At 43.4% G+C, this 12,867-nt stretch carries 12 protein-coding genes; 11 read left to right on the top strand and 1 reads right to left on the bottom strand.

Annotated elements, in window-relative coordinates; all coding sequences use genetic code 11:
• The 6 genes from G1O98_RS39510 to G1O98_RS31390 all read left to right on the top strand — a co-directional run.
• On the top strand, positions 1 to 205 hold a 205-nt coding region (locus G1O98_RS39510; protein ID WP_207794519.1), incomplete at its 5' end, for a hypothetical protein.
• Positions 206 to 218: 13 nt separating this feature from the next.
• A complete protein-coding gene (locus G1O98_RS31410; RefSeq protein WP_163936615.1) occupies positions 219 to 929 on the top strand; it encodes a TVP38/TMEM64 family protein in 711 nt (236 codons plus the stop codon).
• A gap of 108 nt (positions 930 to 1,037) precedes the next feature.
• Positions 1,038 to 2,051 (top strand): glycosyltransferase family 2 protein, encoded by a 1,014-nt coding sequence (locus G1O98_RS31405; RefSeq protein ID WP_163936612.1) that lies wholly within the window; start codon positions 1,038 to 1,040, stop codon positions 2,049 to 2,051.
• A 357-nt stretch (positions 2,052 to 2,408) separates the two neighbouring features.
• Complete coding sequence (locus G1O98_RS31400; RefSeq protein ID WP_163936609.1) at positions 2,409 to 4,043, top strand: FAD-binding protein; 1,635 nt, start codon at positions 2,409 to 2,411, stop codon at positions 4,041 to 4,043.
• The gene (locus G1O98_RS31395; RefSeq protein WP_163936605.1) at positions 4,040 to 4,369 is read left to right on the top strand and encodes a ferredoxin family protein; all 330 of its coding nucleotides are present in this window, start codon (positions 4,040 to 4,042) and stop codon (positions 4,367 to 4,369) included. Before G1O98_RS31400 ends, G1O98_RS31395 begins: the two co-directional genes overlap by 4 nt.
• A gap of 250 nt (positions 4,370 to 4,619) precedes the next feature.
• Positions 4,620 to 5,630: an ABC transporter substrate-binding protein gene (locus G1O98_RS31390; RefSeq protein WP_163936601.1), complete on the top strand. Its 1,011-nt coding sequence runs from the start codon at positions 4,620 to 4,622 to the stop codon at positions 5,628 to 5,630.
• Here the strand turns inward: G1O98_RS31390 and G1O98_RS39125 are convergent.
• Positions 5,601 to 5,999, bottom strand: a complete 399-nt coding sequence (locus tag G1O98_RS39125) for a hypothetical protein (protein ID WP_175586944.1) — start codon at positions 5,997 to 5,999, stop codon at positions 5,601 to 5,603. The genes G1O98_RS31390 and G1O98_RS39125 overlap by 30 nt on opposite strands.
• A gap of 136 nt (positions 6,000 to 6,135) precedes the next feature.
• Here G1O98_RS39125 and G1O98_RS31380 point away from each other — a divergent pair, with 136 nt between their 5' ends.
• The 5 genes from G1O98_RS31380 (at position 6,136) to G1O98_RS31360 (ending at position 12,671) form a co-directional block, all read left to right on the top strand.
• Positions 6,136 to 7,620 carry an amidohydrolase family protein gene (locus G1O98_RS31380; RefSeq protein ID WP_163936598.1) on the top strand — a complete coding sequence of 495 codons (1,485 nt, stop codon included), beginning with the start codon at positions 6,136 to 6,138 and terminating at the stop codon, positions 7,618 to 7,620.
• 152 nt (positions 7,621 to 7,772) lie between these two features.
• A complete protein-coding gene (locus G1O98_RS31375; RefSeq protein WP_163936594.1) occupies positions 7,773 to 9,254 on the top strand; it encodes an amidohydrolase family protein in 1,482 nt (493 codons plus the stop codon).
• 298 nt (positions 9,255 to 9,552) lie between these two features.
• Positions 9,553 to 10,374, top strand: a complete 822-nt coding sequence (locus G1O98_RS31370; protein ID WP_163936591.1) for a class I SAM-dependent methyltransferase — start codon at positions 9,553 to 9,555, stop codon at positions 10,372 to 10,374.
• Positions 10,375 to 10,675: 301 nt separating this feature from the next.
• Positions 10,676 to 11,770, top strand: coding sequence for an aliphatic sulfonate ABC transporter substrate-binding protein (locus tag G1O98_RS31365; RefSeq protein ID WP_163936588.1), 1,095 nt, complete (start codon positions 10,676 to 10,678; stop codon positions 11,768 to 11,770).
• A 37-nt stretch (positions 11,771 to 11,807) separates the two neighbouring features.
• Positions 11,808 to 12,671: a TauD/TfdA family dioxygenase gene (locus tag G1O98_RS31360; RefSeq protein ID WP_163936585.1), complete on the top strand. Its 864-nt coding sequence runs from the start codon at positions 11,808 to 11,810 to the stop codon at positions 12,669 to 12,671.
• The last annotated feature ends 196 nt before the right edge of the window (positions 12,672 to 12,867 follow it).

Genomic DNA, 12,867 nt, shown 5'->3' with positions numbered 1-12,867 from the left:
GCCCCCTGCCCCCTTGACATTCCCCAGACTGAACAAATATCGCTACACTGGCATATCCTTAATAATGGATTGTCAAAAACTTAACTGTTCTCAAGATTCTTCCGGCTGTGAAAAACATCTTGAGGACATTTTGTTTTTGACTCGTTTATGCGAGTTAATTAAAAAGGATATTTGCGAAAGATGGGTTGTGTTACAAAAAAAGTAGGAGTAGAGTTCTAGTGTGGAACTTGAAAACTGGTATTTTACTACTCACACTGAGTTGCATAATTGCAACTGGTATAGCAGTATACCTGATTGGTGGCATTGAACCAGCACAAATTCAGGCTTTGCTGAAAGCTTCTGGTATCTGGGCACCGATTATTTATGTTGCTTTGTATGTTGTAGCAACTATGTTAGTTCTGCCCTCAACAGTGTTGAATTTGACTGGAGGTGCAATTTTTGGCCCTTGGCTGGGTACTTTCTGGACTAGTGTTGGAGCAATAATTGCGGCAATAATTGCTTTCGTTTTTACTAGAACCATTGGACGGCAAACAGTTGCAAAACGACTAGCAGGACGCTGGCAAGCTATGGATGCTGAGGTACGGCGTGGAGGGCTTTTTTATATGTTTGCCATCCGACTAGTACCAATCATGCCTTATGGCTTAGTAAACTTTGTTGCTGGACTGACTTCGATTAGCTTTAAAGATTATGTTGTAGGCACAACACTTGGTACTGTTCCTAGTGTCTTACCTTTTGTACTACTAGGTAGTTCTGGTTTAAAAGCAGTCAAAACAGGTGATTTTTTGCCGCTAGTACTCGCTTTGGGCTTAACTGGAATACTGGTAGCAGGGTCTACTTGGTATCGCCATCGTCGGACTTTTCCTAAAAAAGCTGTAGAAAGCCTGAGAGAATCTGACTCTTCAGATGACATCAACCCGGAGAATAAATAAACTCTAACAATCTGACTTGAATCTTGCTAAGTATACTGAGAACCAAACCATTTATCATGAAAAGCAGTCTGTCAGCTTGGCTGTTGCAAAATTAAACGGAATTCCTAGATGCTACCAAAGTATTCATTGATTGTTCCAATTTATAACGAAGAAGAAATTATACCCGAACTATACCGCAGACTAAGTGCAGTAATGAATCGGCTAGATGGTCTTGTCGAATTAATTTTAATCAATGATGGTAGCCGCGATCGCTCCTTACAATTAATACGAGAACTCCATCAAAAAGATCCACGCATTTGCTACTTGAGCTTTGCTCGTAACTTTGGTCATCAAATTGCAGTTACTGCCGGTCTTAATTTTGTTCGGGGTCAAGTTATTATCATCCTTGATGCTGACTTACAAGATCCGCCAGAACTCATCCCAGACATGATTGAAAAATGGCGACAGGGCTATCAAGTCGTCTACGCTCAACGCACTCAACGCCTTAAGGAAGGATGGTTTAAGCGTTTTACTGCCTACTTTTTTTATCGCCTCCTCAAGAAGCTTGCAGATGTAGATATTCCTACTGATACTGGTGATTTTTGTTTAATGGATCGGCAAATTGTAGATATTCTCAATTCTATGCCAGAACGTACCCGCTACATTCGTGGTTTGCGTTCTTGGGTTGGCTTTCAGCAAACAGCAATTCGGTTCGAGCGCGATCCCCGCTTTGCTGGGGAAGTTAAATACACTTTCAGCAAATCTTTGGCCCTTGCTATTAATGGTCTAGTATCCTTTTCAATAGTGCCACTGCGGTTGTCAACCTACTTAGGCTTATTAGCGGCGGCGGCGGCCATCTTCATGGCTTTATTAATCTTGTATTGGCGGCTTTTTCTCCCCCATTCGCCTTTAACCGGGTTCACGATTATTTTGATGGCAATTTTCTTTCTCGGATCTGTGCAGTTAGTCAGTGTTGGCATCTTAGGCGAATATATAGGGCGCATCTATGAAGAAGTTAAAGCTAGACCCCTTTATACTTTGGCAGAGATAGGTGGCTTCTATTCTAAATCTCCTAATTCAACACATCATAATACAGACAAACTAGTTGAGGCTCCCCACCTTAAAAGAGATGAGGATTCTTAAGACATTTCTACCGCTCGTGGCCTTGCTATCCTCCGTTGTAGAGAATTCATTATTAATTCTATTAGCGGATAACTAGGGTTTAGCTCGTCCTGACACCTGAATTCTGTTTTGATAAATTTACATTTGAATTTGTTAAAATGCTTGCTTTTTATCTCAAACTGTGGAAAGCTTTGTTATATAAATAAACTACGGTTCACCGATCAAGTTAAAGGATTTTCTGTTCTGGCTAAATGAGCCATAAATAGAGGCTACTGAGAAGTCCTCAAGTAAATGGGCAAACAGATTTCTGAATATTTTGCAGCATCGATGGGGTGAAGACTTGATGCTTAAGACTTTATCGATAGAGGGAAATGCTAGATGCTGAAGACGTTAACAACCGATTTTGAACTCGACTTAGAAGCAGATGTGCTTGTGATTGGGGGTGGCCCAGCTGGAACTTGGGCGGCTTGGAGTGCTGCATCAAATGGAGCAAAAGTTGTCCTGGTAGACAAAGGATATTGTGGTACGACTGGATGCGCTGCGGCATCTGGAAATGGTGTGTGGTATGTGCCGCCTGACCCAGAAGCACGAGAAACTGCAAAAGCGAGTCGAGAATCGTTGGGTGGGTTTTTGTCCGATCGCAATTGGATGGATCGAGTACTGGATCAGACCTATGCAAACGTCAATCAGTTAGCAGAGTGGGGTTATCCCTTCCCTACCGACGATGAAGGCAAACCCTACCGGCGATCGCTGCAAGGGCCTGAGTATATGCGGCTGATGCGGCGGCAAATTCAACGTGCTGGAGTCAAGATTTTAGATAATAGCCCCGCCTTAGAATTACTGGTTGATGACGATGGTGCTGTTGCTGGTGCAACAGGTGTGAATCGTCAGACTGGTGAGAAATGGGTGGTGCGATCGCAGTCCACAATTATCGCCACAGGTGGCTGTGCGTTTCTCAGTAAAGCGTTAGGATGCAACGTCCTGACAGGGGATGGTTATCTAATGGCGGCAGAAGCAGGTGCCGAGATGTCGGGTATGGAATTTTCCAATGCTTACGGCATCTCTCCCGCCTTTTCTTCAGTCACCAAAACCCTGTTTTATAATTGGGCAACCTTCACCTACGAAGACGGTACTGTGATTCCGGGGGCAAGTTCTCATAGACGTTCAGTAATTGCCCAGACATTACTGCAACAGCCAGTTTACGCCATCATAGACAAAGCGGCAGAATCAATGCGGCCATCTATGCGTTTAGCACAGCCCAACTTCTTTTTACCCTTTGATCGTGCAGGTATCGATCCATTTACTCAACGTTTCCCCGTGACTCTGCGCCTAGAAGGAACTGTGCGCGGTACGGGGGGAATTCGGATTGTCGATGAGAGTTGTGCCAGTTCTGTACGGGGACTCTATGCGGCTGGAGATGCCGCTACACGGGAACTGATTTGTGGCGGATTTACTGGCGGTGGTAGTCACAATGCGGCTTGGGCGATATCTTCTGGCTATTGGTCGGGGAAATCGGCTGCTGAATATAGCCGCAGTTTGGGAGAATACAAAACTCAACGACAAGTTAAAGGTGTTGGAGAGGTAGGATTACAAAGTGGGAGCGTAGCTTGCCGCCGAAGGCATCGCTCCTTAGCAACTGATGAAATTATTCAAGCAGTCCAAGCTGAAGTATTCCCTTACGAAAAGAACTATTTCCGTACAGAACAAGGCTTAACCGAGTCTTTGGGTAAGCTAAATCATCTTTGGCAAGAACTTCGCAGTAGCCAGGTAACATCAGATAAAGAACTAATCCGGGCGCGAGAAGCTGCGGCAATGGTAGCTACAGCGCGGTGGATGTACAGCAGTGCTATTGAACGTAAAGAAACTCGTGGGATGCACAAACATCAAGACTATCCAGAACTTGATGCTAACCAGCAACATCACCTGATTAGTGGCGGATTAGATCAAGTTTGGGTGAAGAGTCAGCCGCTAAGTACAGAAAAGCCTTTATCTAAAATAGGAGCAGCAGTGTGATTGAGTTGGTCAGCGAATCGCGGTGCATAAAATGTAATATCTGCGTGAATATTTGTCCAACCAACGTGTTTGACCGTATACCTGATGCGCCGCCAACCATTGCTCGACAGAGTGACTGCCAAACCTGTTATATGTGCGAATTGTATTGTCCAGTTGATGCCCTTTATGTTGCACCAGAAAGCGATGTGACAACTTCAGTCAACGAGGCAGAATTGGCAGAAGTTGGGCTGCTGGGTAGTTATCGGGAAAACATCGGTTGGGGACATAAACGCACTTCAACTGCAAAAGCAGATCAAACATTCCAAATTTTGAAGCAGATGAAATAGTGCGGCGGAGAAAAAAGTCATGCTGGCATTAAAAAAGGCAGGAAGCAAGAAGCAGGAAGCAGAACATAGTCCTATAAAAATTAGATATTTTGAGTCTAGTGACTGTTTTCAAACTCGAAGATCCCCCCTAACCCCCCTTAAAAAGGGGGGAAAAGAAATTCTTAAAGCCCCCCTTTTTAAGGGGGGTTGGGGGGATCTTCAAAGACGAGGTTGCTTAACGAGAGGTTTGGAAACACGCCCTAGATACCTTATGTCTAGTACGAGATTATCAACCTCAGTGGCTTGTGTCCTACTGCTAGTAACTACAGGATGTAGCCAAGGCGAAACTAAATCTGCTCAATCCATTGAGGCTGTTAATGTTAACAACGCTGTTGCTGCATCTAATAATATTTCTACCCTACGAATAGGTTATGTCGGTAGTTCAGAACCTACAGGGGCACTTGGTTGGGCAAAGAAAAAGGGAATATTAGCGCGGGAGTTGCAAAAAGCAGGATTTAAAAACATTACTTTTGCAAGGTTTCCTAACGGGCCGGATTTAAATGAGGCGCTTGTCGCCGGACAATTAGATGTTGGTTCTTTAGGTGATACACCAGCGATAGTTTTGAAAGCAAGGGGTCAGGAAACCCGACTGTTGCGGATCAGCCAATTTAATACAACTGCCTGGTTAGTAGCGAAAAAGAACGGTGCGCGATCGCTTGCTGAACTTAAGGGTGAAAAAATAGCCACCCAAAAAGGCTCTTATATGCACCGATACCTGCTGGGTCTATTAGCTGAAGCTAAAATTGCCAAAGATGTAAAAGTTGTTCACTTAATGACTACTGAGGCAAAAGCGGCTTTAGAACGTGGTGATGTAGCAGCTTATGCAACCTCAAGTGATATGGGCCCTTTCCTGAAATCGCAAGGGTTTCCAGTGATTGATTCTTCTGCGAATCATAAAGGTCTTTCAGGGACATCATTAGTTGTAGCAACTGAAAGTTTTTTGGCAAAACAGCCTGATTTCCCACAGAAATTTAATGCAATTCTCACAGAAGCAGCGAAGGATTTAAAAGCCAATTCTGAAGAATATTATCAGTACCATGCCCAAGCTACTAAATATCCCATCGATATTATAAAAGTATCGTTCCCACTCAAACAGGTATCAGAAGAACCATTACCAGCCGACGGAGTGAAACTTTTAGAGGGAACAAAGAAATTTTTAGTCTCGCAGGGTTTAGCAAAGTCGGACTTTAAATTAACAGACTGGGTTGCTGAAGAAAAATAGGAAATGGGGAGTGGGGAGTAGGGGAGATGTAGCTTTAGCTTCCCGCAGGGTGGAAGATGAGGAGGCAAAAATCAGTAACTTTTCTGAGCAAGAAAAACAAATTTCTGTAATTAAGTCTTTCAAAGGTGCAACTTCCAGGCTCAAAAGTGCAACTTCCAAGCTCAAAGGTGCAACTTCCAGGCTCAAAAGTGCAACTTCCAAGCTCAAAGGTGCAACTCCCAGGTTCAAAGGTGCAACTCCCAGGCTCAAAGGTGCAACTTCCAAGCTCAAAGCCTCAACTTCCAAGCTCAAAGCCTCAACTTCCAAGCTCAAAGCCTCAACTTCCAAGCTCAAAGGCTCAACTTCCAGACTTATAAACTTAGGACTCACGCAATAACTCTCTAAAACTCTCATTCCTTCGTGTCCTTTGCGCCTTCGCGGTTCGTTTTTCCATTACTTTGCGTAAGTCCTGTAATCTTTCTGCCTCCTTCTTGACCAATCTATTTGAAAATCCAGGTAAAATGCTATGACTATTGCACTAGACCGTCCACATAAAACCAAATCTGCTCAAATCCGCGAAAAACTTGGTTATCCGATCATTGACACTGATGTACATACCCAAGAATTTCCCCCAGCATTCTTAGACTATTTAGAGCAAGTTGCTGGAACTGCGATCGCACAGCGTTTTCAAGAACACTTACCCGGTGCATCTCGCTCTAAATGGTTCAAGCAGTCTTGGGATGAACGCCGCACTTACCGCACCGCCCGTCCTCCTTTCTGGACTCGTCCCACTAACGACGCTTTAAATTTAGCTACCATTAGCTTACCCAAGTTACTGCACGAACGCTTGCAAGAAGCAGGTACAGACTTTGCCGTTGTGTACCCCAACTTGGCAACGATGGCTCCACACATCGGGAATGAAGAAATGCGGCGGGCTGTTTGTCGTGCAACTAACACGTACCATGCTGATATTTTCCGTCCTTATAGCGATCGCTTAACACCCATTGCCGCTATTCCCATGCATACGCCCGAAGAGGCGATCGAAGAATTGGAATATGCCGTGAAAGTGCTGGGACTCAAAGCTATTCAAATCCCCGGACATATCCGCCGCCCGATTCCTGCCTTCGAGAAGTATGGTGAAGAAGTAGCCAACGAAGCCATCTGGATTGATACCTTTGGCTTGGATAGTAAGTATGATTACGATCCCTTCTGGGCGAAGTGCGTAGAACTGAAAGTTGTACCCACCACCCACTCTTCCGGTATGGGCTGGATCAATCGGCGTTCCATTAGCAATTACCAATACAACCATATTGGTCACTTTGCATCGGCTGCGGAAGCACTATGTAAATCTCTGTTCTTTGGTGGTGTAACTCACCGCTTCCCCACACTCAAGTTTGCCTTTTTAGAAGGAGGTGCAGCTTGGGGTGCTAGTTTGTACACCGATTTAATTTGGCATTGGGATACTCGCAATAAAGATCATTTGGTGGAAAATAACAATCCCGCCAATATTAATTATGAAGAACTGCGAGAATTCTATACCCGCTATGGTGGTGAACTAGTACATGGTCGTTTGGATCAACTAGGTAGTGGTTTAGGTTTCCACGCTGACTTAGTATCTCCCCTAGAACCAGGTGATTTGGATGAATTCGCCGTTGCAGGAGTTACCAAGCCAGAAGATATCCGCGATCGCTTCTTGAATCATTTCTACTTCGGCACAGAATCAGATGATACCCGTGTAGCTCAAGCTTTTAACCGGAAAGCTAACCCTTATGGCGATCGCGTTAAAGCTTTCTTGGGTTCCGATTCTGGTCATTGGGACGTACCTGATATTACTGCGATCGCTGCTAATACTTATTCAATGGTAGAACGCAAGATTATCAGCGAAGAAGATTTGCAATACTTCCTGTCAATTCATCCCTTGGAGTTGTACACCAGCCTGAATCGTGACTTTTTCAAAGGTACGGCTGTGGAGAAAACCGCAGATGAATTTTTGGCTAAAGCTGGCCGTTAATTCCATCTTGTCGTTATGTTCCTCAATCTTGATGATCCCCCCAACCCCCCTTAAAAAGGGGGGCAGAAAGTGGCTCAATTCCCCCTTTTTAAGGGGGGCTAGGGGGGATCTAAAGATACACAAATCTTTTGAATAATTTAGGGTAAATTATCATGACGATCGCTCTAGACCGCCCACAAAAAACTAGGTCTGCTCAAATTCGGGAAAAACTTGGTTATCCAATCATTGACACCGATGTACATACCCAAGAATTTGAACCAGCAGTCTTAGATTATTTAGAGCAAGTTGGTGGAACTGAAATTGTCGAACGTTTCAAAGAAAATTTACCGGGAGCTTCCCGTTTTAAGTGGTATAAGCAAAGTTGGGAAGAACGTTTTGCTTATCGCTCCAATCGCCCTAATTGGTGGGGTCGTCCAACAAAAAATACTTTGAATTTGGCTACTATTAGCTTGCCCAAGTTGCTGCACGAACGCTTGCAAGAAGCAGGTACAGACTTTGCCGTTGTGTACCCCAACTTGGCAACGATGGCCCCGAATATCGGCAACGAAGAAATGCGGCGGGCTGTTTGTCGAGCAGTTAACACCTACCATGCTGATATTTTCCGTCCTTATAGCGATCGCTTAACACCCATCGCCGCCATTCCCCTGCATACTCCCGAAGAAGGGATTGAAGAATTGGAATATGCGGTAAATGTTCTGGGACTCAAAGCAATTCAAATCCCCGGTTACGTCCGTCGGCCAATTCCTGCCTTTGAAAAATATGGCAAAGAAGTCGCTAACGAAGTGGTTTGGATTGATAACTTTGGCTTAGATAGCCAATATGATTACGATCCATTCTGGGCTAAGTGCGTAGAACTGAAAGTTGTACCCACAACTCACGCTTCTAGCCAAGGTTGGACAACACAGCGTTCTGTCACCAACGCTCAGTACAATCACATTAATCACTTTGCCTTTGCAGCCGAAGCATTATGCAAATCGCTGTTCTTTGGTGGAGTTACCCGCCGCTTCCCACAATTAAAGTTTGCCTTCTTAGAAGGTGGTTCAGCTTGGGGTGCTAGTCTATACGCTGATATTATTTGGCACTGGGAAACCCGCAACAAACAACATTTGTTGTCAAATAACAACCCTGCCCTGATTGACAAGGAAGCATTAGTAGAGTTGTATACTCGCTACGGTGGCGAACTTGTAGATGGACGCTTAGATAAAATTGGTGACGGTTTAGGATTCCACCATCAACTATTAGCGCCAGAAGATCCTGGCCAACTCGACGAATTTGAACTAGCGGGAATTGAGAAGCCAGAAGATGTGCGCGATCGCTTCTTGAATCATTTCTACTTCGGTACAGAATCAGACGATACCCGTGTAAGCCAAGCTTTTAATCGTGCAGCTAATCCTTTTGGCGATAGAGTTAAAGCCTTCTTAGGTTCAGATTCCGGTCACTGGGATGTGCCAGATATCACCGCCGTTACTGCCAACGCTTACTCAATGGCAGAACGCGAAATCATTACCGAAGAAGACCTGCGCTATTTCCTCTCCATCCATCCCTTAGAGTTGTACACCAGCCTCAATCAAGACTTCTTCAAGGGTACAGGTGTTGAGAAAGCCGCAAACGAATATTTAGCGGCTAAGAAATAACTGTCATTAGTCATTAGTCATTGGTCATTTGCAAAGGACTAATGACAAAGGACAATTACAACGTTCCATGTTCCATTTCCTCTGTTCACTTGTAGCGTGGGCCTTGCCCACTCTACATTTCTCTGAAATAACGAACCGCAGAGACGCAGAGGACACGGAGAAATAAGAGTTGAAAAAATATCCTAAAACTGATGCAAAAATCCTCTCTATTTCTCCTCTCTCTGCTTTCTCTGCGCCTCTGTGGTTCGTTTATTTGGATAAATTTATTTCTTATCCCTTACCTAAATCCAAAATTGATATGACTCAACTAAAAACACTTCCCACCTACGACCCAAGTTTATTTGAGGGAGCCGCTGAGGGCTACGCTCAATATAGAACCAAATACCCACCGATTGTATTTGATAAACTAGCCGAAATATTTAATCTCAATGGTCAAGGACGACTCCTGGATTTAGGTACTGGCCCAGGATTAATTTCAATTCCCCTACGAACCAAATTTGAGGAAGTTGTGGCGATCGATCCCGATCCAGAAATGATTGCAGAAGCTAAACGCCAAGCAGCAGCAGTCGGAGCAAATAATATTACTTGGTTAGAACAAGGAGCAGAGTTAATCGACTCTAGTTTAGGGAAATTTAAGTTAACTACTATTGGTAGAGCCTTCCATTGGATGGAACGCGAACTAGTGCTTGAACGCATTTATGAATTGCTAACTGATGATGGTGGATTAGCACTGCTTCAGACTGGTGATAACCCTTGGGAAAGCAATCTACCTTGGAAACAAGCTGCTATTGGAGTAGTCAAAAAATGGTTAGGTGAAGAACGGCGGACTGGACAACGAGGACAAGGGACTCGTAAGCCAGTCGATCCTCCCCATGAAGTCGTAATTGGCAATTCAGCTTTTGCTCGTCAAGAAAACTATGAAGTGCCATTTGAAAAATCTTGGACTATCGATAGCTATCTCGGCTATTTATACACTACAGCCTTCTCTTTGAAAATTTTCTATGGCGATAAAGCTCCAGCATTTGAAAAGGATCTCAGAGAAGCGCTACTAGCAGTTGAGCCATCTGGACATTTCACAGAAGAACTCAAAGCTACAATCCTAGTCGCTTGGAAGCACTAGCAAAATTGAACGCTGACAAAACAGAGTTTCACTCAAAAATTTCAATCTTCCACTAGCACGACACTGGAGTGAGCCTTTCTCACTCCATTTCCTAAATTTTTGCCTCCTAACTATTAAATTTTCAGTTCCTCGAGTCGTTGCGGAGTGGGTATTACCCACTCTCTTCCCTAATTTCATAAGTAAAGTTTTTGAAGTTATAAAAACATTTACTGATTGGAGCTTTCAAAAAAACATTTTCGTTCTTGATATTGCAATTAATCATCATTTTCTAACCACCTAGAGGGAATCAATAAAGCAACTCATGCCAGCTTTAAAAGGAAAGTTTGAATTCAGAAAAAGCCCGAGAACAACACGTCGTTCTTTGTTATTTGCTCTGGGCTACTGCTTAATGCTATCGACGACCTTATCAAGTTGTAGTGAAGCCAAAAATAACGCTCAACAGTCAGCAGCTTCTCCTGAGTCGGTGGCCATATCTAGCACTACAGAGAAGCAAGTAGTGCGGATTGTACGTTCAAAACAACTTTCCGCTTTAGCAGTTTTAGAAAAGCAAGGTTCCTTAGAAAAGCGATTAGAGCCTCTGGGTTTTAAAGTACAGTGGGCTGAGTTTGCGGCTGGACCACAACAGCTAGAAGCTTTGAATGCAAATGGATTGGATATTGCATCTACAGCCGAATCGCCCCCTGTATTTTCACAAGCAGCAGGAGCGCCCCTTGTTTATCTAGCTACTACACGTCCTAGTGGTAAAGCTATTTCACTTTTAGTTCCTGTAAACTCTTCAATTAAAAGTGTTGCTGATTTGAAGGGTAAAAAAGTCGCTTTTCAGAAAGCCTCTATCGGCCACTATTTACTAGTTAAAGCATTAGAAGATGTGGGGTTGAAACTGAGCGATGTCCAATCAGTTTTCTTAGCACCGGCAGATGCAAATGCGGCATTCAGCCAAAATAAGGTGGATGCTTGGTATATTTGGGAGCCATTCGGTACCAGAAATGTACAAAATAAAATAGCTCGTGTTTTAGCAGATGGTGATAAGTTGCGGGATACTGGCAATTTTTACTCAACTTCGCGCCAATTTTATCAGGCTCATCCTGATGTAATCAAAGTGTTTTTAGAGGAGTTAGAAAAGTCAGAAATCTGGACTAAGGCTCATCCCAAAGAAGTAGCACAACTGCTTGCTCCTGTAACTCAGCTAGATCCACCGACTCTAGAAATAATGCACAATAAATATGATTATGGGTTGCTACCAATTACTGAGAAAACTATTACCAAGCAACAAGAAGTAGCAGATAAGTGGTACAGCCTCGGACTTATCCCGAAAAAGGTGAATGTTAGAGATGGCTTTTTAACCCCTGAAGAGTACGCCAAAATTACTCCTTCAGATGTATTAGCTAATAAGTAGTTATACCCAAAAAGAAATTAAAGCACAGGAGAATATTATGCCTACCTCGACTTTGACCAAGGTTAAAATAAGTCCTATCGATGCTCCTTTGGGAGCGATAGTTACCGATCTTGATGCCAGTCAAGCGATCGCACCTGAAGTTATATTACAACTTAAGCAAGCACTGCGCGATCGCCATATCTTGATCTTCAAAGACCAAAAACTCTCTGATAACCAGCTTTTGAACTTCGCTCTATACTTTGGCGCACTCTTTGTACCATCTGATGAAACTCCAGTCTTGGCTTCTAAACCAGGAGAAACCCCAGTGGTGATTCCGATTTCTAATGTCGATGGCGGCTATACCGGTACTGGAGAACTAACTTTCCATTCTGACCATAAATGGACTCCCACACCATCTAGTGGTTCGCTGCTTTATGCTTTGGAAATACCAACTCATGGTGGAAATACTTATTGGTTAAATACAAATTTGGCCTATGAGGCGTTAGATGAAACCACCAAAGAACGGATTGCAGATTTGCAGTTGATTACCTACAACCCATTTTTGCGAGATCGGAATGCACCCCGCTCTTTATATCGTTTAGACAAAACTATTCCTTTAATCAGTCCGATCTTTCCCCATCCTTTAGTTAGGACACATCCAGAGAGTGGTAAAAAGCATCTTTACTTAGATGCAGCTACAGAAGTGGAAGTTGTCGGGTTAGAGCCAGAAGAAGGATCTAAACTGATTGAACAGTTGCGCCAGCATCTAAATCAATCCAAATTCTACTACCAACATAAATGGTCTGTAGGTGATATTGTCTACTGGGATAATCAAGCTACCTTGCATTACCGTCAAGCATTTGATCCAAATGAGCGACGGGTTTTGAAGCGAGTTAGTCTTGCAGGTAGCCGTCCTTTTTAGGTTTTATTATCTAGACAGATATAACGCCTTGAAAAACTGAAATCTACTTTTAAAAATGGGGTGGTAGTCATCCACCCTCGTTTCTAAACGAAACAATAAAAAACACTTAGTTTATCATAATAAATCTATATATTAATCTGACTTTACTCTGAAATTTATTAGTTTCAAAAATAATTTTAAATAACCCTTTTTGAGT

The organism is Nostoc sp. UIC 10630 (assembly GCF_010747425.1).
GTDB lineage: Bacteria > Cyanobacteriota > Cyanobacteriia > Cyanobacteriales > Nostocaceae > Nostoc.
Note: the sequence above shows the minus strand (reverse complement) of the source record. Positions and strands in the feature narration are given on the sequence as shown.

What these genes read in the sequence shown, in the direction of transcription:
- G1O98_RS31405 (WP_163936612.1), top strand. Translation starts at nt 1,038, where the DNA reads ATGCTACCAAAGTATTCATTGATTGTTCCAATTTATAACGAAGAAGAA.
- G1O98_RS31400 (WP_163936609.1), top strand. Translation starts at nt 2,409, where the DNA reads ATGCTGAAGACGTTAACAACCGATTTTGAACTCGACTTAGAAGCAGAT.
- G1O98_RS31390 (WP_163936601.1), top strand. Translation starts at nt 4,620, where the DNA reads ATGTCTAGTACGAGATTATCAACCTCAGTGGCTTGTGTCCTACTGCTA.
- G1O98_RS31380 (WP_163936598.1), top strand. Translation starts at nt 6,136, where the DNA reads ATGACTATTGCACTAGACCGTCCACATAAAACCAAATCTGCTCAAATC.
- G1O98_RS31375 (WP_163936594.1), top strand. Translation starts at nt 7,773, where the DNA reads ATGACGATCGCTCTAGACCGCCCACAAAAAACTAGGTCTGCTCAAATT.
- G1O98_RS31370 (WP_163936591.1), top strand. Translation starts at nt 9,553, where the DNA reads ATGACTCAACTAAAAACACTTCCCACCTACGACCCAAGTTTATTTGAG.
- G1O98_RS31365 (WP_163936588.1), top strand. Translation starts at nt 10,676, where the DNA reads ATGCCAGCTTTAAAAGGAAAGTTTGAATTCAGAAAAAGCCCGAGAACA.
- G1O98_RS31360 (WP_163936585.1), top strand. Translation starts at nt 11,808, where the DNA reads ATGCCTACCTCGACTTTGACCAAGGTTAAAATAAGTCCTATCGATGCT.